A 21,981-nucleotide genomic window follows, 5' to 3' on the forward strand; every position below is an offset into this window, starting at 1 on the left:
TGTTCCGTCATCTGTGGCTTTACGCTGGCAAACGGTCTGAGACTAACTTACTCGCCTTTGCAACGCTAGTTTTAATCCTGCCCGCGTTCGAGCCAGGGAGAGAAGACTGCGCCTGTGCATGGCATAGAATGACGGGTATGATAAAGCAAATTTTAGCCGACGGCATGACGATTTGGGGAGTATATGCAGTATTGGGGAAAAGTGGTTGGTGTGGTCATCGCTCTTTTCATGGGCGGCGGCTTTTGGGGCGCGGTTCTGGGGCTGATTATCGGTCATATGTTTGATAAGGCGCGCAGCCGTAAAATGGCCTGGTTTGCTAACCAGCGTGAACGTCAGTCGCTCTTCTTCGCCACCACCTTTGAGGTGATGGGGCATCTGACCAAATCGAAAGGCCGTGTCACCGAAGCTGACATCCAGGTCGCCAGCCTTTTTATGGATCGCATGAATCTGCATGGCGAGTCGCGTATGGCGGCACAACGCGCGTTTCGCGACGGTAAAGCGGATAATTACCCGCTTCGCGACAAGATGCGTCAGTTCCGCAGCGTCTGTTTTGGCCGCTTCGATTTGATTCGGATGTTTCTGGAAATTCAAATCCAGGCTGCTTTTGCCGATGGCTCCCTGCACCCCAGTGAACGCGAAGTGTTGTATGTGATTGCTGAGGAGTTGGGCATCTCGCGCCTGCAATTCGATCAGTTCCTGCGCATGATGCAGGGCGGCGCGCAATTTGGCGACGGTTACCATTATCAGCAGCAGGCGGGCGGTAACGGCGGCGGCTGGCAGCAGGCACAGCGTGGTCCGACGCTGGAAGATGCCTGTAATGTGCTGGGCGTGAAACCGACAGACGATGCGACAACCATTAAGCGTGCTTACCGTAAATTGATGGGCGAACACCATCCGGACAAACTGGTGGCAAAAGGTTTGCCGCCGGAGATGATGGAAATGGCAAAACAAAAAGCGCAGGAAATTCAGAAAGCTTACGAACTGATTCGCGAGCAGAAGGGTTTTCGCTAAGCGTAATACTCCCCCGGCGCGCGGTCGGGGGAGAGTATTAAAAATCTACCGGTGCTTTGAACGTCATGCTATTGCCGAATTCCGGATGAGTAATCGTCAGTGTTTCGGCATGCAACTGTAAACGCGGCGCCAGCGCCAGCGCTTGCGGCGGTGCATAAAAGCGATCGCCGAGAATCGGATGACCAATAGCCAGCATATGCACGCGCAGTTGATGCGAGCGACCCGTAATCGGCTTCAGCCGTACGCGGGCGTTGCCATCATCATCCAGCGACAACACTTCATACTCGGTCTGCGCCGCTTTGCCGGTTTCGTAACACACTTTCTGCTTCGGGCGATTCGGCCAGTCGCAAATCAGCGGTAAATTCACCAGCCCTTCCGCTTTCTCCGGGTGACCCCAGATGCGCGCCAGATACTGCTTTTTCGGTTCGCGCTCGCGGAACTGGCGCTTTAGTTCACGTTCGGCATTTTTGGTAAGAGCCACCACAATCACACCGCTGGTGGCCATATCCAGGCGATGCACGGATTCAGCCTGCGGAAAGTCGCGCTGAATACGTGTCATCACACTGTCTTTATGCTCATCAAGACGACCCGGAACCGACAACAAGCCGCTGGGCTTGTTGACGACCATAATGTGCTCATCCTGATAGAGAATAACCAGCCAGGGATCCTGCGGCGGATTGTAAGGCTCCATCACCATAAACAGCTCCGTTATTGATGCGTCACAACGATCAGACGCAGCGCGTCCAGTCGCCAGCTCGCCTGATCCAGGCTTTCCAGCACGTGCTGGCGATTACTTTCAATAGCGGCCACTTCATCGTCACGAATGTTAGGGTTAACCGCACGCAGCGCTTCCAGACGCGACAGTTCAGCAGAGAGTTTCTCGTCTGCTTCGCTGCGGGCGGCATCAATCAGCGCGCGCGCTGCGCTCTCAACCTGCATTTCACCTTTTTGCAGAATGTTGTGTACATCCTGATGCACCGCATTCACCAGCTTACTGCCGGTATGGCGGTTCACGGCGCTGAGCTGACGGTTGAAACTTTCAAACTCAACCTGTCCGGCCAGGTTAGTGCCGTTTTTATCCACCAGCAGGCGGATCGGCGTCGGCGGCAGGAAGCGGTTAAGCTGCAGATGTTTCGGTGCCTGCGCTTCGACGACATAGATCAGCTCCAGCAACAGCGTACCGACCGGCAGCGCTTTGTTTTTCAGTAGCGAAATGGTACTGCTGCCGGTATCGCCGGAGAGGATCAGATCCAGACCGTTGCGGATCAGCGGATGTTCCCAGGTGATGAACTGCGCATCCTCGCGGGAGAGCGCGACATCGCGATCGAAAGTGATGGTACAGCCATCTTCCGGCAGGCCCGGGAAATCCGGCACCAGCATATGATCGGACGGCGTCAGAACGATCATGTTTTCGCCGCGATCGTCCTGGTTAATCCCCACGATATCAAACAGGTTCATGGCGAAGGTGATAAGCGCGGTGTCATCATCCTGCTCTGCAATGCTTTCTGCCAGGGCTTGCGCTTTTTCGCCGCCATTAGAGTGGATCTCCAGCAGACGGTCACGCCCTTGTTCCAGTTGCGTTTTCAGCGCGTCATGCTGCTCGTGGCAGGATTTGATCAGCTCTTCAAACCCGTCGGTGTTTTCCGGTGCGGCCAGATAGTTAATCAGCTCGCCGTGGACGCTGTCGTAAATCGTGCGACCGGTCGGGCAGGTATGTTCAAAGGCATCCAGCCCTTCGTGATACCAGCGAACCAGTACGGACTGCGCTGTTTTCTCCAGATACGGCACATGGATCTGAATATCATGCGCCTGACCGATACGATCCAGACGACCGATACGCTGCTCCAGCAGATCCGGGTTAAATGGCAGATCGAACATCACCAGATGGCTGGCGAACTGGAAGTTACGGCCTTCAGAGCCGATCTCCGAGCACAGCAGTACCTGCGCGCCGCTGTCTTCTTCGCCAAACCACGCGGCTGCACGGTCGCGTTCGATAATCGACATGCCTTCATGGAACACGGCCGCGCGAATGCCTTCGCGTTCACGCAGAACCTGTTCCAGCTGCAGCGCGGTCGCCGCTTTGGCGCAGATCACCAGGATTTTCCGGGAACGGTGGCTGGTCAGGTAGCCCATTAACCACTCTACGCGAGGGTCGAAGTTCCACCAGGTACCGCTATCGCCTTCGAATTCCTGATAAATCTGTTCCGGATAGAGCATGTCGCGGGCGCGTTCTTCCAGACTCTTACGCGCGCCCATAATGCCGGAAACTTTGATGGCGGTTTGATACTGTGTCGGCAGCGGCAATTTAACCGTGTGCAGTTCGCGTTTCGGAAAGCCTTTCACGCCGTTGCGGGTGTTACGGAACAACACGCGGCTGGTGCCGTGTCTGTCCATCAGCATGGTGATCAGCTCCTGGCGCGCATCGGCTGCACCGTCGCGGTCGCTGTTGGCGGTTTGCAGCAGCGGTTCGATATCCTGCTCACCCACCAGATCGCTCAGCGTATTCAGATCGTCATTGCTAAGCCGTTCACCTGCCAGCAGTAGCGCCACTGCATCAGCGACCGGACGATAGTTTTTCTGCTCTTCGACAAACTGGGCGAAGTCATGGAAACGGTTTGGATCAAGCAGGCGCAGACGGGCAAAGTGGCTCTCCATGCCCAGCTGTTCCGGCGTGGCGGTCAGCAGCAAAATGCCGGGTACGCGCTCGGCCAGCTGCTCAATGGCGAGATATTCACGGCTGGCTTCGTTTTCGCTCCACACCAGGTGATGCGCTTCGTCCACCACCAGCAGATCCCACTCCGCATCGCAAAGATGCTCAAGGCGCTGCTTGTTGCGGCGTACAAAATCGAGGGAGCAGATCACCAGTTGTTCGGTCTCAAACGGGTTATCTGCGTCGTGTTGCGCTTCCGCATAGCGTTCATCGTCGAACAGGGCGAAGCGCAGGTTGAAGCGACGCAGCATCTCCACCAGCCACTGGTGTTGCAGGGTTTCCGGCACCACAATCAGCACACGTTCCGCTGCGCCAGAGAGCAGTTGTTGATGCAGGATCATCCCGGCTTCAATAGTTTTCCCGAGACCGACTTCATCCGCCAGCAGCACACGCGGCGCATAGCGGCGACCCACATCGTGAGCGATGTGCAACTGATGCGGGATCAGATTCGTGCGCTGGCCACGCAGGCCGCTCCACGGCATACGGTATTGCGCGCTTTGATAATTGCGGGCACGAAAACGCAGCGCAAAACGGTCCATACGGTCGATCTGCCCGGCAAACAGGCGATCCTGTGGTTTGCTGAATACCAGTTTGCTGTCGAGCAGCACTTCGCGCAGGATGACGTCGTTTTCCTGGGTATCCAGACGCGTTCCGGTGTAGGCAAGCAGTCCGTTTTCTTCTTTTACGTCTTCAATCGTTAACTGCCAGCCTTCATGGCTGGTAACCGTATCACCGGGGTTGAACATGACGCGGGTAACCGGGGAATCGCTACGGGCATACAGGCGATTTTCTCCAGTGGCAGGGAAAAGGAGCGTAACCGTGCGTGCATCGATGGCAACGACTGTACCAAGTCCGAGTTCGCTTTCCGTGTCGCTAATCCAGCGTTGACCAAGTGTAAAGGGCATAAATGAACTCTATATCTCAAATTGCAGGCAATAGCTCGTCGCCGCCTGAAGGGAGGCGGGGGCGAACAAAATTGGGACCAGAAAAAGGAAGGGCGCTATGGTACTGGATGACGTCACATTCGTATAGCCTGAAAAGTGCAGCTTTAATGCAAATGCGCCATTAAAACAGCCCCAGTTGCCCCGTAAGAAGTGTAGCAAAATCGTCGTCAATGAAAGGGAGAATTCCGTCGGCGACCGGCTGTAGCTGTTTACTGAGATAGTGATCGTAATCGAGCGGCGAGCGCTGATAATCCACCGGCTCAGGGCCGCTGGTGGTCCAGACGTATTTAATGGTGCCGCGATTCTGATATTGTGCCGGGCGGCCGCGTTTTACGTTCTCTTCATCGGCCAGGCGGGCAGCGCGCACATGCGGCGGCACATTACGCTCATACTCGCCCAGCGCGCGGCGCAGACGCTTACGGTAGACCAGTTGCTCATCCAGTTCGCCCGCCATCAGGCTGGCGATCGTCTCCCGTACGTAATCCTGATACGGTTCATTACGAAATACGCGCAGATAGAGCGTTTGCTGAAACTGCTGCGCCAGCGGCGTCCAGTCGGTACGCACCGTTTCCAGCCCCTTAAACACCATGCGCTGGTTGTCGCCTTCCTGAATCAGCCCGGCGTAGCGTTTTTTACTGCCCTGCTCAGTACCGCGAATGGTCGGCATCAGAAAACGGCAGAAATGGGTTTCAAACTCCAGCTCCAGCGCGCTCTCCAGCCCCTCATTTTGCAAATACGCGGCCCACCAGGCGTTGACGTGTTCCACCAGGGATTGACCGATGCGCGCTGCCGCTTCTTCGCTGTGCGCCTTCTTCAGCCAGACGAAGGTTGAATCGGTATCGCCGTAAATGACATCAAAACCCTGTTCTTCAATCAGCGCTTTGGTCTGGCGCATGATCTGATGGCCGCGCATGGTGATCGATGACGCCAGACGGGGATCGAAAAAGCGGCACGCGCTGGTGCCGAGCACGCCGTAAAAGGCGTTCATGATGATCTTTAATGCCTGCGACAGCGGTTTATTTCCCTGTCGTTTAGCATCATCGCGCCCGTGCCAGATTTGGCCGACAATCTCCGGCAGGCAGTGTTTCTCGCGGGAAAACCACGCGCCAAGAAAGCCTTCGGTGCTGTGTGCGGGCTCCGGTCGTGCCATACCTTCCACCAGACCGACCGGATCGATAAGAAAGGTACGGATAATCGAGGGATAAAGACTTTTGTAATCCAGCACCAGCACCGAATCGTAAAGCCCTGGACGGGAATCCATCACATAGCCGCCAGGGCTTGCCTGCGGTGGCACCTCGCCGAGATTCGGCGCCACGAAACCTGCGCGGTGCATGCGCGGAAAATAGAGATGGCTGAATGCGGCGACCGACCCGCCGTGCCGGTCTACCGGCAAGCCGTTGACCGTGGCGCGCTCCAGCAGAAACGGCATGATCTCCGTTTTATGGAAGATGCGCGTCACCAGCTCGCAATCCTTCAGGTTATAGGTGGCGAGCGCCGGTTTATTTTCGGCGAACCGGCGGTCGATTTCGTCCATTCGATCCCACGGGTTGTCGATGGCTTTACCTTCGCCGAGTAGCTCCTGTGATACTGCTTCCAGCGAGAAAGAGGAGAAATTCCAGAAAGCGGACTTCAGCGCTTCGATGCCGTCGATAATCAGCCGACCAGTGGCCTGTGCGAAGAAGACGCCATTTTTAAAACCGTGCTCGCGCCACTCCAGCTCGCTGCCGTGCCGTCCAAGGGTGAGCGGCACGCGGTAACGCTCGGCGCTTTTTTGCAGTACGCGCAGATCGAACTGCACCACGTTCCAGCCGATGATGACATCCGGATCGTGCGTGGCGAACCAGGCGTTGAGTTTTTCCAGCAGTTGCGGGCGGCTGGCAACATATTCCAGATCGAAATCCAGCCCCTGCGCGCTGCCGTTTTCCGGCCCCAGCATATAGACCGTACGCTGTCCGCAGCCTTCCAGACCGATGCAGTAAAGCTCGCCGTGGCGGCTGGTTTCGATATCCAGCGACACCCATTTCAGCGGCGGGCGATAGTGGGGATTAGGTTTGAGGCGCGCATTGATCAGCGCGTCGCCCTGCGGTTCGCCATCTACCCATACCGGCGCGGTGATAAAGCGCTCCATCAGAAAGCGCTCCGGCGGGCGAACATCGGCTTCGTAGAGCGTTACGCCGCCTTCGCGCAGCAGCTTTTCCAGGCGCATCAGCTGGCGATGAGCGCGGCAATAGAGACCGAATACAGGCTGGCGGTGGAAATCGCACAGTTCGAGCGGCGTGAGCCGCCACTGTTTTTCATTGCTTAACAGGCGACGGGCCATTTCTGCCTGCGCAGCGGGGATAAAGGCCACCGACTCCTGCGGCGGTAGCACAACGCGCAAGGGGCCGTTATCCGTCGCCAGCCAGAATTCCACCTCGGTGCCGCCAGGAGTATCCCGCCAGTGACGGGTTAATAAAAAGCCTTCTTGCGCCTGCGCCACAGCGTTCTCTCATAAAATAAAACCAGGCGATATTATAGCCTGGTTTATACAGTTATGCTGTGGTTTTATACAGTTATTGGCCGTAGTAAGCTTTGGTACCGTGTTTGCGCAGGTAGTGTTTATCCAGCAGCGTTTGCTGCATGGCGGGCAGACGCGGGTCGAGCTGGCGACAGAAGATGCCCATATAAGCCACTTCTTCCAGCACAATCGCGTTATGCACTGCGTCATCGGCGGTTTTCCCCCAGGCGAAAGGCCCGTGAGAATGCACCAGCACGCCGGGCATTTGGGCGGGATCAATACCCTGTTTTTCAAAGGTTTCGACAATCACATTACCGGTTTCCCACTCGTATTCTCCGTTGATTTCCTCATCGGTCATCTTACGTGTGCAGGGGATCTCGCCGTAAAAATAGTCCGCATGCGTGGTACCGGTTGCCGGGATTGGCTGACCAGCCTGTGCCCAGATGGTGGCATGGCGGGAATGGGTATGCACGATGCCGCCAATACCAGGAAAAGCCTGGTACAACAAGCGGTGCGTTGGGGTGTCCGAGGAGGGTTTTTTGTTGCCTTCCACCACTTCACCGGTCGTGATATTGACGACCACCATATCGTCGGCGGTCATCACACTGTAATCGACGCCAGAAGGTTTGATCACCAGCACGCCGCGCGCGCGATCAACTGCGCTGACATTACCCCAGGTCAGCGTCACCAGATTGTGTTTCGGCAGCGCGAGGTTAGCTTCCAGCACCTGACGTTTAAGATCTTCGAGCATTTCCTTCTCCTGCTATTGCCGGATGGCACTAGCGTTTACCCGGCCGGGGATACCCGCAGGCCCGGTAAAAGAAGTGCCACCGGGCGCGGGCATCTGGCGTTAGCGTTTTGAACCGTAATAGACTTCGTTCCAGCGCAGCGCATCTTTAAACGCCGGCAGGCGGGTATCGTTGTCGATAACCGTCAGCTCGATGTCATGCAGCTCGCTGAACTGGCGCATATCGTCCAGCGTCAGGGCGTGGCTAAAGACGGTGTGGTGCGCGCCGCCCGCCAGGATCCAGGCTTCGGAAGCGGTTGGCAGATCCGGCTGCGCTTTCCACAGCGCGTTCGCCACCGGCAGTTTTGGCAGATCGTGCGGGGTTTTGACCGCATCGACGCAGTTCACCAGCAGGCGGAAGCGATCGCCCAGATCGATCAGGCTGGCATTGATCGCCGGTCCTGTTTTGGTCGAGAAGATCAGACGTGCCGGATCGGCTTTACCGCCGATACCCAGGTACTGCACATCCAGCGTCGGTTTCTCATCAAGGGCGATAGACGGGCACACTTCCAGCATATGAGAACCCAGCACCAGGTCGTTGCCTTTCTCAAAGTGGTAGGTGTAATCCTCCATAAAGGAGGTACCGCCGCTTAAACCGCCGGACATCACTTTCATGATGCGCAGCAGCGCGGCGGTCTTCCAGTCGCCTTCACCGGCAAAGCCGTAGCCCTGCTGCATCAGACGCTGCACCGCCAGACCCGGCAGTTGTTTCAGACCGTGAAGATCTTCGAAGGTGGTGGTAAAAGCATGGAAACCACCCTCTTCAAGGAAGCGTTTCATCCCCAGTTCGATGCGCGCGGCATCCAGCACGTTCTGGCGTTTGTCGCCATGAACCTGCGCCGCAGGTGTCAGGCGGTAGCTGCTTTCATACTCATCCACCAGCGCATTGACATCACCATCGCTAACCGCGTTCACCACCTGCACCAGATCGCCGACGCCCCAGGTATTCACCGAGAAGCCAAATTTGATCTGTGCAGCGACTTTATCGCCGTCCGTCACCGCCACTTCGCGCATGTTGTCGCCAAAGCGCACCACTTTCAGATGGCGGGTATCCTGTTTGGAAACCGCCTGACGCATCCACGCGCCAATGCGCGCATGGGCATGGCGATCCTGCCAGTGGCCGGTGACCACGCTGTGCTGCAGGCGCATGCGCGCGCCGATAAAACCGAACTCGCGGCCGCCGTGCGCGGTCTGGTTCAGGTTCATAAAGTCCATATCGATGCTGTCCCACGGCAGGGACGCGTTGAATTGAGTGTGGAATTGCAGCAGCGGTTTATTGAGGATGGTCAGGCCGTTAATCCACATTTTGGCTGGAGAGAAGGTGTGCAGCCACACCACCATCCCGGCGCACTTGTCATCGTAGTTGGCGTCGCGGCAGATTGCGGTGATCTCATCTGGCGAGGTTCCCAGCGGCTTCAGCACCAGCTTACAGGGCAGTTTCGCTTCTGCATTAAGGGCGTTGACCACCTGATCGGCATGCTTTGTCACCTGCTTCAGGGCTTCCGGGCCGTACAGGTGCTGGCTGCCAATAACGAACCATACTTCATAATTGTCGAAAATAGTCATGATCTTGTCCTTAATGAGTTAACGCGGCCTGCGAGGTTGTCGCGGCGGAAGGGAGATAGTGCTGTTCGGCGCTTTTTGCCCACTGTTGGTAGCGGCGGTAGAGCCGTTCAAACTGTGGTGCCTGCGCCGAAGGCTGTAGGGTTTTCTCGATGGCGCTGGCCATCGAGCGCTGTGCTGCCGGGATATCCGCATGAACCTCTGCCGCTACGGCGGCGAAAATCGCGGCACCCAGCGCGCAGCACTGTTCAGAGGCCACGACCTGTAATGGGCGGTTAAGTACGTCGCAGCAGGCCTGCATCACGCCGAGGTTTTTACGGGCAATACCGCCGAGCGCCATCACGTTATCCACGGCGATACCTTGTTCGGTGAAGCACTCCATAATGGCGCGCGCGCCAAAGGCGGTGGCGGCGATCAGGCCGCCGAACAGCGCGGGCGCATCGGTCGCCAGATTGAGATCGGTGATCACCCCTTTCAGACGCTGGTTGGCGTTGGGTGTGCGACGGCCGTTAAACCAGTCGAGCACGACCGGCAGATGTTCGAGTGACGGGTTTTTAACCCAGGCATCAGTCAGGGCTGGCAGCAACTGTTTCTGCTGCGCTTTGATTTGTGCTTTCAGTTCCGGATGCTGCTGCGCCAGTTGTTCCAGCGGCCAGCCGAGGACGCGACCAAACCAGGCATAGATATCGCCAAAGGCGGATTGCCCGGCTTCAAGGCCGATAAAATCGGGCACGACGCTGCCATCCACCTGACCGCAAATCCCTTTCACCGCGCGAGTGCCAACGCTCTGCTTATCGGCAATCAGGATGTCGCAGGTCGAGGTGCCAATCACTTTCACCAGCGTGTTGGGCTGTGCGCCCGCGCCGACGGCACCCATATGGCAGTCGAATGCGCCGCCGGAAATCACCACCGATTCGGAAAGCCCCAGACGCTGAGCCCATTCCGCGGTTAGCGTGCCAACCGGCAGGTCTGCGGTGTACGTGTCGGTAAACAGCGGCCAGCGCAGGTGTTTATTGATAATCGGATCCAGCTCGTCAAAGAACGCCGCCGGAGGCAGGCCGCCCCAGCTTTCATGCCACAACGATTTGTGCCCGGCGCTGCAACGTCCGCGACGAATCGCTTCCGGACGCGTCGTGCCGGAGAGCAGGGCTGGCACCCAGTCGCACAGCTCAATCCAGGAAACGGCCGCCTGAGCAACGGCGCTGTCGGCGCGGGTGACATGCAGGATTTTGGCCCAGAACCATTCGCTGGAATAAATGCCGCCAATGTAGCGCGAGTAGTCAGTTTTACCGGCGCTATGGCACAACAGGGTGATGGCTTCTGCCTCTTCGACGGCGGTGTGATCTTTCCACAACACAAACATGGCGTTCGGGTTGTCGGCGAACTCCGGGCGTAACGCCAGCACGCGTCCTTCCGCGTCTATCGGCGCTGGCGTCGAGCCGGTACTGTCCACACCGATGCCTTTAATCGATGCGCGCTGTTCGACGCTGAGTTCAGCCAGCACGCTTTTTAGTGCGGCTTCCATCGACTCGATGTAGTCGCGCGGGTGGTGGCGAAACTGATTGTTTGGCGCATCGCAATAACGCCCCTCCTGCCAGCGCGGATACCACTCAACGCTGGTGGCGATCTCCGCCCCGGATGTGCAGTCTACCGCCAGCGCACGTACTGAATCGCTGCCGAAATCGAGGCCAATTGTGATTGCCATGTATGTTGCTCCATGAAAAATAACCGTTAGGAAAACCATAGTGAGCGGCGCTTAAAACCGTCAGGCAGGATTCGCTAATCTTATGGATAAAAATGCTATGGCAATGCAAAGTGTGACGCCGTGCAAAAATTCGATGTGGACATTTCTGCCACCTTTATAGACACTTTCGTTATCCCTTTTCAGCCCATTTCAGGGCGAAAAAAAGGCGTAATTGCTTTCGTCTGGCGGGATTAATCCGTAACAGTGTGCTGTGCCTCAGGGCGGCGGGCTGCCGCAGGATGAGGGTTTTATCAATATGGACAATTGGTTTCCTTACCGGGTATGGGAGTATTGCGTTTATGGCTGAATCACAAAACGATCCACTGCTGCCTGGGTACTCGTTTAACGCGCATCTGGTTGCGGGTTTAACGCCGATTGATTCGGAAGGCTATCTCGACTTTTTCATCGATCGTCCGCTGGGGATGAAGGGCTATATCCTCAACCTGACGGTGAAGGGAGAAGGGGTGGTCAAAAACGGCGGTAAGCAGTTTATCTGCCGTCCTGGCGATATTTTGCTGTTTCCACCGGGGGAAATTCACCACTACGGTCGTCATCCCGATGCGTCGGAGTGGTATCACCAGTGGGTTTACTTCCGACCGCGCGCCTACTGGCACGAGTGGCTTAACTGGCCGACGTTGTTTTCCCAGACAGGATTTTACCGTCCTGATGACGGCAATATGCAATGTTTTCGCGATCTTTTCGCGCAAATTATCGATGCCGGGCAAAGTGGCGGGCGTTACGCTGAACTGCTGGCAATCAACCTGCTGGAGCAGCTATTGCTGCGGCGCATGGAGGCGATCAACGAATCGTTGCATCCACCGCTGGATAACCGCGTGCGCGACGCTTGCCAGTACATCAGCGATCACCTGGCAGACAACCATTTTGATATCGCCAGCGTAGCGCAACATGTCTGTCTTTCACCGTCGCGGCTGTCGCACCTTTTTCGTCAGCAACTGGGCGTGAGTGTCCTGAGCTGGCGCGAGGATCAGCGCATCAGCCAGGCAAAATTGCTGCTTAGCACCACGCGAATGCCGATAGCCAGCGTTGGGCGCAATGTTGGCTTTGACGATCAGCTTTATTTTTCCCGGGTATTTAAGAAATGCACTGGCGCCAGCCCCAGCGAATTCCGCGCGGGGTGCGAATAAAACGTAAAGTTTGGCAATAAAGGGTTCGGCAATACGACATAACCTGTAAAACTTTCAGATAATTGAAAGGTTGACGTTCACGGAGTCGCTCCGGAGAATCCAGCCTTCATGCTGAACAGGACGGGTTATGGAAGCACTGCTGGATCATTTTATTACGCAATCGGCAATATACTCGCTGACGGCCATTGCGCTGGTGGCATTTTTTGAGTCGCTGGCGCTGGTCGGGTTGATTCTGCCCGGTACGGTGATGATGGCCGGACTGGGCGCGCTGATTGGCAGCGGCGAAGTTAATTTCTGGCAGGCGTGGCTGGCGGGTATTATTGGCTGCCTGCTGGGCGACTGGATCTCGTTCTGGTTGGGCTGGCGCTTCAAAGCGCCGCTGCACCGCTGGTCCTTTATGAGAAAGAACAAAGCGCTGCTGGATAAGACCGAGCACGCGCTGCATCAACACAGCATGTTTACCATTCTGGTTGGGCGTTTTGTCGGGCCAACCCGTCCGCTGGTGCCGATGGTCGCAGGTATGCTCGATCTGCCGGTACGTAAATTCCTGCCGCCGAATATTATTGGCTGCCTGTTCTGGCCGCCGTTCTATTTCCTGCCTGGTATTCTGGCTGGTGCGGCGATTGATATTCCTGCCGATATGCAAAGCGGCAACTTCAAATGGTTGCTGCTGCTGACCGCCGTGCTGTTGTGGCTGGCGTGCTGGCTGTGCTGGCGTCTGTGGCGTTCCGGCAAGGCGGGCGTGGATAAGTTAACCCGTTACCTGCCGCGGCAGCGTTTGCTGTTGCTGGCACCGGGAATGCTGGTGGCGGGCGTCGCGGCTGCGGTGACGTTGATTAATCACCCGTTGATGCCAGTGTATCTCTCGATTCTGGGGAAAGTGATCCGCGGTCACTGACCGCGAATACCCAGTAGCCCAGAGGCCGATGATTTGCCGCTCAGCAGGTCATCCGTTTTCCCGTCCCAGGCAATGCGCCCATCGGCAACCACCAGCGAGCGTTCAGCGATGCGAGCTGCATCTTCAACGCTGTGCGAAACCATCAACAATGTCAGTTGCTGGCGGCGGCACACCTCCTGCACCAGCAATAACATCTCCTGGCGCAGCGCCGGATCGAGCGCGGAGAATGGCTCATCCAGCAGTAGCACCGGCTGCTCACGCACCAGGCAGCGGGCGAGGGCGACACGCTGGCGCTGGCCGCCGGACAACTGTTCCGGCAGGCGATCCAGTAATTCTTCCAGCCCCATGGTTTCGGCGATCTGGCGCAGCGTTTGCTGCTGTTCGCTGTTTAACTTCAGTCCCGGATTAAGCCCCAGCCCAATGTTCTGCCGCACCGTGAGATGCGTGAACAGATTGTTCTCCTGAAACAACATGGATACCGGGCGCTGCGACGGCGGCGTATGGGTATGATCGTTGTCTGCAATGGTTATTGTGCCGCTCGCCGGGGTAAGAAAACCGGCAATCAGATTCAGCAAGGTGCTTTTCCCCGCGCCGCTCGGCCCGAGAATGGCTATCTGCTCGCCCGCTTTCACCGTCAGGGTGAAACGCATCGGCAGATGCTGATAAAGCCAGGTGACATCAATCAGTCTTAGCATGGCGGCCCGGAAGTTTTTCAATCACAGTGAATAAGATAAAGCAGAGCAGCAGCAGGATCAGTGCCGTTACCGCACCGTCCTGGCTGCGATAGGAACCAATTTGCTGATAAAGATAAAACGGTAGCGTGCGGAAGTCGTCATTACCAAACAGCGCCACCACACCGAAATCGCCAATCGACAATACGCAGGCGAATGCCAGCGCCTGCGCCAGCGGGCGTTGCAGCGCGCGCAGCTCCACCACCCGAAGACGGCGGAAACCCTGCATTCCGAGCGACTGGCACAGCATACTGTAGCGGGCGGTAATGTCGCGCATCGGGTTTTCCAGCACTTTTAATGCGTAAGGGATGGCCATCAGCGCATTGGTGAAAATCACGATGCCGTCGGCGGAAGCGGGCAACCCGATACTGTTATTGAGCAGCAGGAAGAAGCCGGTTGCCAGCACAATCCCCGGCATCGCAAGGATCAACATACCGCTCAACTCCAGCGCCTGGCCAGCCATTGTCTGCTGGCGGGCGCGCAGCTCGCGGCTGCTCCACAGCATCATCATCGTCAACACGACACACAGCAACCCGGCGGCCAGCGCGATGCGCAGCGATGTGGCTGTTGCCTGCCAGAGAACCGGTTCGCCCAGCACTTTCAGCAGACTCATATTGAGACCATCAACAATCACCGCCAGCAACGGCGGCAGCAGTAACAGCAGCGCCAGTACAATCAGGGCGATATCTGTTATTCGGCTGAATAAGCGATCTTCCGGATTGCGCCAGCCCTGGATCTGGTGGTTGCCGACAGCAATGGCTTTACTCATGCGCTGGCTTAACAGCACCAGGCCAAGGCAGCAAATCATCTGCATCAGCGCCAGCAGTGCGGCGCGGGCCGGATCAAAATCAAAACTCAGCGCCTGATAGATCGCCAGCTCAATGGTGGTGGCCTGCGGTCCGCCGCCCAGCGACAGCACCGTGGCGAAGCTGGCGAAACAGAGCATAAAGATCAGCGCTGCGGTTGGTGGAATCTGGCGGCGCAGCCACGGCCATTCAACAAAGCGGAAAAAAGCCCAGCCGCGCATGCCTAATTGCGCGGCAAGCTGGCGCTGCTCGCCGGGGATCTGCTCCAGCGCTTGTAGCAGCAAACGCGCTGCCATCGGCAGGTTGAAGAACACATGCGCCAGCAAGATGCCTTGCAGGCCATAGGGCGAGAAATGCCACTCCAGCCCGAAAATATGCCACAGCGAGGCCAGCCAGCCCTGGCGGCCATACACGCTGAGAATGCCGAATACTGCCACCAGCACTGGCAGAATCAGCGTCATGGCGCACAGACGCAGCAGCGCAAGGCGGCCAGGGAAACGCCGTCGGTACAGGGCGCGAGCGAGGAAAATCGCCGGAAAAACGGAGAGCAGGGCAGAGAGAAAGGCCTGCCAGAAGGAGAAACGCACCACATGCCACAGATAGCTGTCGTGCCAGAAGGCCGACAGATCGGTTAGCGGTGCGTTTTGCCACAGCGCCAGAAAAGCGGCCAGCGCCACCGCCACCATCAGCGTGGCGGCGGTGAGGCCAGGGAGCAGCCAGCCGGCAATCAGCGGCTGACGGCGCGTTGCCATGCATTAATCCATGATGCGCGTTGAGTCGCGACTTCTTGCGGCGTGAATTCAAGCGAGGTTTGCGGTTTTTGCAGCGTATCAAACCCTGCCGGTAGCGGTACTTTGCTGACCGGGTACATCCAGTTGCCGGTGGCGATGGTGTTCTGGAAGGCCGGAGACACCATAAATTTCAAAAATTTTTCCGCCAGCTCCGGCTGTTTGCTGGCGGCAGTGCGGGCGGCAACTTCGACCTGCAAGTAGTGCCCTTCGCTGAAATTCGCCGCTGCGTAGTTGTCTTTTTTCTCTTCAATCAGATGGTAGGCGGGCGAGGTGGTGTAACTCAGCACCAGATCGCTTTCCCCTTTCAGGAACAAGCCGTAGGCTTCGCTCCAGCCTTTGGTGACAGTCACCGTTTTGGCTGCCAGCTTCTGCCAGGCGTCCGGGGCTTTGTCGCCGTACACTTTTTGCATCCACAGCAGCAGACCAAGGCCCGGCGTACTGGTACGGGGATCTTCGTAGATCACGCGCCATTTCTGATCGCTTTCCACCAGTTCTTTCAGGCTTTTCGGCGGATTTTTCAGTTTGTTTTTATCGTAAACGAAGGCGAACCAGCCGTAGTCGAACGGCACAAAGGTGTCGTTTTTCCAGCCGCCAGGCACGTTGACGGCATCCGTCGCCACGCCGCTTCTGGCGAACAGTTTGGTTTGCGTTGCCGCTTCCAGCAGATTGTTATCCAGCCCAAGCACCACATCCGCTTTGCTGTTTTTGCCTTCCATACGCAGACGATTGAGCAGCGAGACGCCATCTTCTAGCGCCACAAATTTCAGTTCGCAGTTGCAGTCGCTTTCAAAGGCTTTCTTCACTGCCGGGCCGGGGCCCCAGTCTGCGGAGAAGGAGTCATAGGTGTAGACGGTGAGTACGGGTTTGGCAAAAACGGGAGCGGCAATCAACAGCAGTAATGGCAATGATTTTTTTAACACTTTGCACCTCAAAAAATGGGTGGCAAAGGATTTTGAGAGGCAGCCTCAAATCCCTTCGCCGGCGTTATCCGGATCAGGTTCGACGGGTATTTTCTCAGCACACGCCATTGGCGCAGCACCCCGTTGAGAACGCCGCTATTGTAATGATTTGGTAAAAAATGCGAAAGCGTTATGGATCGGGCGGCGCATACCAGGCCGATTTAAAGTCAAACCAGCCCAGCGTGTTCATGCGCAGCCCGCGCATACTGCGTTGCCCCTGGATCCTTAGCCAGTGGTGGATTAACGGCACCATCGCTTTACTGACCAGTAACTGCTGAGACCAGGCGGCGAGGTTCATCTTTCCGGCGCGCCACTCGGTAGCGGCGGCCTGCCAGTCGATCGGAATACAGTGCTGCAACAACGGCACTTCATACAGGTTGGCAAAGACCGAGAAGTTGAGCGGCAGGGTAAAGTTGGCGCTGTTAAGCCACAGATCGCTGGTTGCTTCACCCCGATGCCACTCGGCGTACTCCACCCTTTGTACGTGAAGTTTTACCCCCTGTTCTGCCAGTAAGTCGCTCATGATACGGGAGAGCGCCTCGTGCTCGTTGTGTTCACGGTAAAAGGTGAGCGTCAGGGATTCCAGCCCGGCAGGCTTCTCGCCGACGCCTGGACGGGCATGATGCCAGCGCGGCAACAGGCCGTAGGCCGGGAACCAGTAACGTTGATAGCGCCCGTCGGCATGCCATAACAGGCTGGCGGGGGAGAGGATCTGGCTTACCCACTCTCTGACCGCCGGGCTGGCGCCGCGGCTGGAACGCGCGTCAAACAGCAGATAGTAGCAGCCCTCTTCCAGTCGGCTTTCGACCGCTTTTTCATCGCCGGTTGGCCCTTCCAGCGTCAGCCCGCAGGTCGGGTCGTCGCTGAGATCCGGCAGCACCCAGACATTCACTTCATCAATCAGGGCGCGGAAGCCGAAATAGTCATCAAAGGCATGAATTTTTAATTGGTTATTGGTATTGCGCACCACGGCATACGGGCCGGTGCCAACCGGCTGGCTGGCGAAATGATGCTGGGTGTTCCACTCCTGCGGCAAGATCATGGAGGGCACATGCCCCATCAGCCAGGGGAGCCAGTTATCCGGCTGCCAGAGATGAATATCCAGCGTCCAGGGGGTTGGAGAGACAACCTCGCGGATATGCGAATAGAGCGGCAGGGCGGTCGCCCGTTGCAGGGAAGCAATCACATCGCTCATTTCCAGCTCGCGGCCATTATGAAAGTGGATGCCGGGGCGTAAATAAAAGCGCCAGTGTAAAGGGGAAATCGCTTTCCAGTGATGAGCGATATCCGCTTCCAGTTCCCCATTTTCCTCATTTATGCGCGTCAACGCGCTAAAGATTTGCCGCGCCATATGGGTTTCAGAGCGTCGTAATGGCGTGCCCGGCAGCAGGTTGCGCAGCGGGCGATAATAGAGCACGCGCAGGATATGTCGCCCCTGGCGAAAGGTGCGTCCAAGATGGGAGACCAGCATCTGGCGGACGGCTTCTTTATCGCCCACCAGTTGAACCAACTGATCGATACGATCCTGCTCCAGCAGATCCTCCGCCCGCTGCTGCTGGAGCGCCAGCCCGGTATAGAGGAACGTCAGACGCGAACGCTTGCCGCGCCCCGCTTCTGCGTCCCATGTCAGCCAGCCGCGCTCCTGCATGGTATTTAGCAGCGTGCGCATATGACGGCGCGAGCAACTGAGCAGCTCGGCCAGCTCATTGAGCGTGGTTTCTTGAGATTTTCCGTCGCAGCATTGCCACAAACGGATGAACTGCTGTTGCAGGCGGCCAGAAGACATAAAAGGGGAACTCCTGATAAAAACTCAGCAATTTATTTCTCCCTATATTAAGCCAATACTTCTCTTCGATGAAAGCGAGGAGGTGGTATGCAGAGATCATCCATACGACGGTTTTATCTGGCTTATTTTCGCGCCACGCAGGATGTGTGCTGGCTCGCCCGTCAGAGTGCAGGGCAGCGCCTGAAAATGCTGGAAGAACTGATGCAGTGGGAAGTGACAACGCCGATCTCGAAGGACTGAATCGCGGCCATCATGTGTGACTGAGTATTAAGTGCGAATGCACCCGCCAGCAAAATATTTTTTGCTGGCTTTTTTCGTTTATGATTTCAGCGGCTTTTGCCGCTTTTGAAAAGGAAACGTTCATGCTCTGGTTAATGACGATGGGACGCCGTCTCAACGGTGTTTACATCGCTTTTATGATCGTTGCGTTTATGATGGGGGTTGCCGGCGCGGTGCAGGCACCGACGCTAAGCCTGTTTCTCAGCCGCGAAGTGGGGGCGCAGCCTTTCTGGATCGGGCTGTTTTATACCGTCAACGCGGTAGCCGGGATCCTGGTCAGCCTGTGGCTGGCAAAACGTTCCGATAACCAGGGCGATCGCCGCAAGCTGATCCTCTTTTGTTGCCTGATGGCGGTGGGTAACGCGCTGTTGTTTGCCTTCAACCGTCACTATCTGACGCTTATCACCTGCGGCGTGCTGCTGGCCTCGCTCGCCAATACCGCGATGCCGCAACTCTTTGCGCTGGCGCGCGAATATGCCGACAGTTCTGCGCGGGAAGTGGTGATGTTTAGTTCGGTGATGCGTGCGCAGCTCTCGCTGGCGTGGGTGATTGGCCCGCCGCTGGCGTTTATGCTGGCGCTCAATTACGGCTTTACCGCTATGTTCACCATTGCAGCCGGGCTTTTTGTGATAAGCCTGGTGATGATTGCCTTCTGGCTGCCCTCGGTGCCGCGCGTGGCGCAGCCCGCCGTCGCAGTCACGGAAGTGAGCGGCTGGGGCGATAAGAACGTGCGTATGTTGTTTATCGCCTCAACGCTGATGTGGACCTGCAACACCATGTACATCATCGACATGCCACTGTGGATTAGCCAGGAGCTGGGGCTGCCGGATAAACTCGCCGGGATCCTGATGGGCACCGCTGCTGGTCTGGAGATCCCGGCGATGATCCTGGCCGGATATTTTGTCAAACATCTGGGCAAGAGGAGGATGATGGTGACAGCCGTCGCCGCGGGCGTGGTGTTCTATCTGGGGTTGATCTTCTTCCACAGCCAGACGGCGCTGCTGGTGCTGCAACTGTTCAATGCGATCTTTATCGGCATCGTCGCCGGTATCGGTATGCTGTGGTTTCAGGATTTAATGCCAGGGCGTGCCGGTTCGGCGACAACGTTGTTTACCAACAGTATTTCAACCGGGGTGATTCTTGCCGGGGTGATTCAGGGCGCGCTGGCGCAAAGTTTTAGTCACGGGGCGGTGTACGTAGGGATTGCGGTGATTTCCGTGGCGGCGCTGCTGCTGACCAGCCGCGTGAAGGATGTGTGAGTTTTTATTTGCCTGCCGGATAAGCGTTAGCGCCATCCGGCAAGCAGTCTGCTTCTGTTAGCTCATAAACGCCGGTTGCTTGCTTTCGTAAGCGGCAATCGCGTCTTCATGCTGAAGCGTCAGGCCAATGCTGTCCAGACCGTTCAGCATGCAGTGACGGCGGAAGGCGTCAATGTTAAAGCTGTAGGATTTCCCGCCCGCTTTTACCACCTGCGCTTCCAGATCCACCTCAAAGGTCGTGCCCGGGTTGTTCTGTACCAGCGTGAACAGCGCATCAACATCCTCTTCGCTCAGCGTCACCGGCAGCAACTGGTTGTTAAAGCTGTTGCCATAGAAGATATCGGCGAAGCTCGGCGCAATCACCACTTTGAAGCCGTAATCGGTCAGCGCCCACGGCGCATGCTCGCGTGAGGAGCCGCAGCCAAAGTTTTCGCGCGCCAGCAAAATCGATGCGCCTTTGTATTGCGGAAAGTTCAGCACGAACTCCGGGTTCGGCTGCTCGCCTTTATCATCAAGGAAGCGCCAGTCATTAAACAGATGGGCGCCAAAACCGGTACGCGTAACCTTTTGCAGGAACTGTTTCGGGATAATCGCGTCCGTATCGACGTTGGCGGCATCCAGCGGAACAACCAGGCCGGTGTGTTGGGTAAATTTCTCTGCCATGTTGATCTCCTTACAGGCTACGAATATCGGCGAAATGACCGGTTACCGCCGCAGCGGCAGCCATTGCCGGGCTGACCAGATGCGTGCGTCCGCCGCGGCCCTGACGGCCTTCAAAGTTACGGTTACTGGTGGATGCACAACGTTCGCCGGGGTTCAGGCGGTCGTTGTTCATTGCCAGGCACATAGAGCAGCCAGGCAAACGCCATTCGAAACCGGCTTCGATAAAGATCTTATCCAGACCTTCCGCTTCCGCCTGCGCTTTCACCGGACCAGAGCCAGGTACTACCAGCGCCTGTACGCCCGGCGCAACTTTGCGGCCTTTAGCGATCTCCGCTGCGGCGCGTAAATCTTCGATACGCGAGTTTGTGCAGGAACCGATAAACACTTTATCAATCGCCACTTCAGTCAGTGGAATTCCCGGTTTCAGGCCCATATAAGCCAGCGCTTTTTCTGCTGAGGCGCGCTCAACCGGATCGGCGAACGATGCCGGATCGGGGATGATATCCGTCACCGAAATCACCTGGCCCGGGTTGGTGCCCCAGGTTACTTGCGGCGCGATATCTTCTGCCTGCAAGGTTACAACGGTGTCGAAAGTTGCCCCTTCGTCGGTGTGCAGGGTTTTCCAGTAAGCAACAGCCTCATCAAAATCTTTGCCTTTCGGCGCATGCAGACGGCCTTTCACGTAGTTAAAGGTGGTCTCGTCCGGTGCGACAAGACCGGCTTTCGCGCCCATCTCAATGGCCATGTTGCACAGCGTCATGCGGCCTTCCATGCTCAGCGCACGAATTGCATCACCGCAGAATTCCACCACATGACCAGTACCGCCTGCGCTACCGGTTTTGCCAATGATCGCTAACACGATATCTTTGGCGGTGATCCCCGGAGCCGCAGTGCCTTTCACCTCGATCTTCATGGTTTTGGCGCGGCCCTGTTTCAGGGTCTGCGTTGCCAGCACATGCTCAACTTCCGACGTGCCGATACCGAAGGCCAGCGCGCCAAACGCGCCGTGGGTTGCGGTGTGCGAGTCGCCACAAACAATGGTCATACCCGGCAGGGTGATGCCCTGTTCTGGCCCCATCACGTGGACAATCCCCTGGTACGGGTGATTCAGGTCATACAGCTCAACGCCGAATTCGTTGCAGTTTTTGATCAATTCCTGCATCTGGATACGCGCCATTTCGCCGGAAGCGTTAATGTCTTTGGTCTGCGTGGAGACGTTATGATCCATGGTGGCGAAGGTTTTACCCGGTTGGCGCACCGGGCGTTTGTGTGCGCGCAGGCCGTCAAACGCCTGCGGCGAGGTCACTTCGTGCACCAGATGGCGATCGATATACAGCAATGGGGTTTCGTTTGGCGCTTCATACACAACGTGCGCATCAAACAATTTTTCGTACAAACTCTTAGCCAT

The 21,981-nt window shown here is 57.0% G+C and carries 17 protein-coding genes and 1 riboswitch; of the genes, 5 read left to right on the forward strand and 12 right to left on the reverse strand.

Annotation, left to right across the window (positions count from 1 at the left end; genetic code table 11):
• Positions 1–183 precede the first annotated feature (183 nt).
• Complete coding sequence (gene djlA, locus DK872_RS17150) at positions 184–1,011, forward strand: co-chaperone DjlA (RefSeq protein WP_072440129.1); 828 nt, start codon at positions 184–186, stop codon at positions 1,009–1,011.
• A gap of 37 nt (positions 1,012–1,048) precedes the next feature.
• On the opposite strand, the gene rluA is transcribed toward djlA, so the two are convergent.
• From rluA to araB, 6 genes are all read right to left on the reverse strand, one after another.
• Positions 1,049–1,708 carry a bifunctional tRNA pseudouridine(32) synthase/23S rRNA pseudouridine(746) synthase RluA gene (gene rluA, locus DK872_RS17155; RefSeq protein WP_090398211.1) on the reverse strand — a complete coding sequence of 220 codons (660 nt, stop codon included), beginning with the start codon at positions 1,706–1,708 and terminating at the stop codon, positions 1,049–1,051.
• A gap of 11 nt (positions 1,709–1,719) precedes the next feature.
• Complete coding sequence (gene rapA / locus DK872_RS17160) at positions 1,720–4,626, reverse strand: RNA polymerase-associated protein RapA (RefSeq protein WP_071920204.1); 2,907 nt, start codon at positions 4,624–4,626, stop codon at positions 1,720–1,722.
• Positions 4,627–4,786: 160 nt separating this feature from the next.
• Positions 4,787–7,144 (reverse strand): DNA polymerase II, encoded by a 2,358-nt coding sequence (gene polB, locus DK872_RS17165; RefSeq protein WP_161518584.1) that lies wholly within the window; start codon positions 7,142–7,144, stop codon positions 4,787–4,789.
• Positions 7,145–7,217: 73 nt separating this feature from the next.
• Positions 7,218–7,913 carry an L-ribulose-5-phosphate 4-epimerase gene (araD, locus tag DK872_RS17170; protein ID WP_161518585.1) on the reverse strand — a complete coding sequence of 232 codons (696 nt, stop codon included), beginning with the start codon at positions 7,911–7,913 and terminating at the stop codon, positions 7,218–7,220.
• Positions 7,914–8,012: 99 nt separating this feature from the next.
• Positions 8,013–9,515, reverse strand: a complete 1,503-nt coding sequence (gene araA / locus DK872_RS17175) for an L-arabinose isomerase (RefSeq protein ID WP_007373119.1) — start codon at positions 9,513–9,515, stop codon at positions 8,013–8,015.
• 10 nt (positions 9,516–9,525) lie between these two features.
• On the reverse strand, positions 9,526–11,217 hold the full coding sequence (gene araB, locus DK872_RS17180; RefSeq protein ID WP_007373120.1) for a ribulokinase: 1,692 nt from the start codon (positions 11,215–11,217) through the stop codon (positions 9,526–9,528).
• Positions 11,218–11,555: 338 nt separating this feature from the next.
• On the opposite strand from araB, the gene araC reads away from it, so the two are divergent.
• Positions 11,556–12,401: an arabinose operon transcriptional regulator AraC gene (gene araC, locus DK872_RS17185; RefSeq protein WP_007373122.1), complete on the forward strand. Its 846-nt coding sequence runs from the start codon at positions 11,556–11,558 to the stop codon at positions 12,399–12,401.
• A gap of 127 nt (positions 12,402–12,528) precedes the next feature.
• Positions 12,529–13,299 (forward strand): DedA family protein, encoded by a 771-nt coding sequence (locus DK872_RS17190; RefSeq protein WP_007373123.1) that lies wholly within the window; start codon positions 12,529–12,531, stop codon positions 13,297–13,299.
• On the opposite strand, the gene thiQ is transcribed toward DK872_RS17190, so the two are convergent.
• From thiQ to sgrR, 4 genes are all read right to left on the reverse strand, one after another.
• Positions 13,293–13,994 (reverse strand): thiamine ABC transporter ATP-binding protein ThiQ, encoded by a 702-nt coding sequence (thiQ, locus tag DK872_RS17195; RefSeq protein WP_161518586.1) that lies wholly within the window; start codon positions 13,992–13,994, stop codon positions 13,293–13,295. The genes DK872_RS17190 and thiQ overlap by 7 nt on opposite strands.
• Positions 13,978–15,588, reverse strand: a complete 1,611-nt coding sequence (gene thiP / locus DK872_RS17200; RefSeq protein ID WP_007373125.1) for a thiamine/thiamine pyrophosphate ABC transporter permease ThiP — start codon at positions 15,586–15,588, stop codon at positions 13,978–13,980. Before thiP ends, thiQ begins: the two co-directional genes overlap by 17 nt.
• Positions 15,564–16,547, reverse strand: a complete 984-nt coding sequence (gene thiB / locus DK872_RS17205; RefSeq protein WP_144135748.1) for a thiamine ABC transporter substrate binding subunit — start codon at positions 16,545–16,547, stop codon at positions 15,564–15,566. Before thiB ends, thiP begins: the two co-directional genes overlap by 25 nt.
• A 32-nt stretch (positions 16,548–16,579) precedes the next feature.
• Positions 16,580–16,680, reverse strand: a riboswitch (TPP riboswitch).
• Positions 16,681–16,716: 36 nt separating this feature from the next.
• Positions 16,717–18,372 carry an HTH-type transcriptional regulator SgrR gene (gene sgrR / locus DK872_RS17210; RefSeq protein ID WP_161518587.1) on the reverse strand — a complete coding sequence of 552 codons (1,656 nt, stop codon included), beginning with the start codon at positions 18,370–18,372 and terminating at the stop codon, positions 16,717–16,719.
• Positions 18,373–18,459: 87 nt separating this feature from the next.
• On the opposite strand from sgrR, the gene sgrT reads away from it, so the two are divergent.
• Both sgrT and DK872_RS17220 read left to right on the forward strand, forming a co-directional pair.
• Positions 18,460–18,612 carry a glucose uptake inhibitor SgrT gene (gene sgrT / locus DK872_RS17215; protein ID WP_007373128.1) on the forward strand — a complete coding sequence of 51 codons (153 nt, stop codon included), beginning with the start codon at positions 18,460–18,462 and terminating at the stop codon, positions 18,610–18,612.
• A gap of 122 nt (positions 18,613–18,734) precedes the next feature.
• The gene (locus DK872_RS17220; RefSeq protein ID WP_007373130.1) at positions 18,735–19,910 is read left to right on the forward strand and encodes a sugar efflux transporter; all 1,176 of its coding nucleotides are present in this window, start codon (positions 18,735–18,737) and stop codon (positions 19,908–19,910) included.
• 57 nt (positions 19,911–19,967) lie between these two features.
• Here DK872_RS17220 and leuD read toward each other — a convergent pair whose 3' ends face one another.
• Entirely contained in the window at positions 19,968–20,573 is a 606-nt protein-coding gene (gene leuD / locus DK872_RS17225) for a 3-isopropylmalate dehydratase small subunit (protein WP_007373131.1), read from the reverse strand.
• 10 nt (positions 20,574–20,583) lie between these two features.
• Positions 20,584–21,981, reverse strand: a complete 1,398-nt coding sequence (leuC, locus tag DK872_RS17230; protein ID WP_007373132.1) for a 3-isopropylmalate dehydratase large subunit — start codon at positions 21,979–21,981, stop codon at positions 20,584–20,586.

This window comes from Kosakonia sp. MH5, assembly GCF_009935945.1.
GTDB lineage: Bacteria > Pseudomonadota > Gammaproteobacteria > Enterobacterales > Enterobacteriaceae > Kosakonia > Kosakonia radicincitans.

Bases quoted from the DNA above. Each gene is read 5' to 3' on its own strand.
- araB (WP_007373120.1), bottom strand. From the start codon at position 11,217: ATGGCAATCACAATTGGCCTCGATTTCGGCAGCGATTCAGTACGTGCG.
- DK872_RS17220 (WP_007373130.1), top strand. From the start codon at position 18,735: ATGCTCTGGTTAATGACGATGGGACGCCGTCTCAACGGTGTTTACATC.
- sgrT (WP_007373128.1), top strand. From the start codon at position 18,460: ATGCAGAGATCATCCATACGACGGTTTTATCTGGCTTATTTTCGCGCC.
- thiP (WP_007373125.1), bottom strand. From the start codon at position 15,588: ATGGCAACGCGCCGTCAGCCGCTGATTGCCGGCTGGCTGCTCCCTGGC.
- sgrR (WP_161518587.1), bottom strand. From the start codon at position 18,372: ATGTCTTCTGGCCGCCTGCAACAGCAGTTCATCCGTTTGTGGCAATGC.
- araC (WP_007373122.1), top strand. From the start codon at position 11,556: ATGGCTGAATCACAAAACGATCCACTGCTGCCTGGGTACTCGTTTAAC.
- araD (WP_161518585.1), bottom strand. From the start codon at position 7,913: ATGCTCGAAGATCTTAAACGTCAGGTGCTGGAAGCTAACCTCGCGCTG.
- rapA (WP_071920204.1), bottom strand. From the start codon at position 4,626: ATGCCCTTTACACTTGGTCAACGCTGGATTAGCGACACGGAAAGCGAA.
- djlA (WP_072440129.1), top strand. From the start codon at position 184: ATGCAGTATTGGGGAAAAGTGGTTGGTGTGGTCATCGCTCTTTTCATG.
- leuD (WP_007373131.1), bottom strand. From the start codon at position 20,573: ATGGCAGAGAAATTTACCCAACACACCGGCCTGGTTGTTCCGCTGGAT.
- leuC (WP_007373132.1), bottom strand. From the start codon at position 21,981: ATGGCTAAGAGTTTGTACGAAAAATTGTTTGATGCGCACGTTGTGTAT.
- araA (WP_007373119.1), bottom strand. From the start codon at position 9,515: ATGACTATTTTCGACAATTATGAAGTATGGTTCGTTATTGGCAGCCAG.
- rluA (WP_090398211.1), bottom strand. From the start codon at position 1,708: ATGGTGATGGAGCCTTACAATCCGCCGCAGGATCCCTGGCTGGTTATT.
- thiQ (WP_161518586.1), bottom strand. From the start codon at position 13,994: ATGCTAAGACTGATTGATGTCACCTGGCTTTATCAGCATCTGCCGATG.
- DK872_RS17190 (WP_007373123.1), top strand. From the start codon at position 12,529: ATGGAAGCACTGCTGGATCATTTTATTACGCAATCGGCAATATACTCG.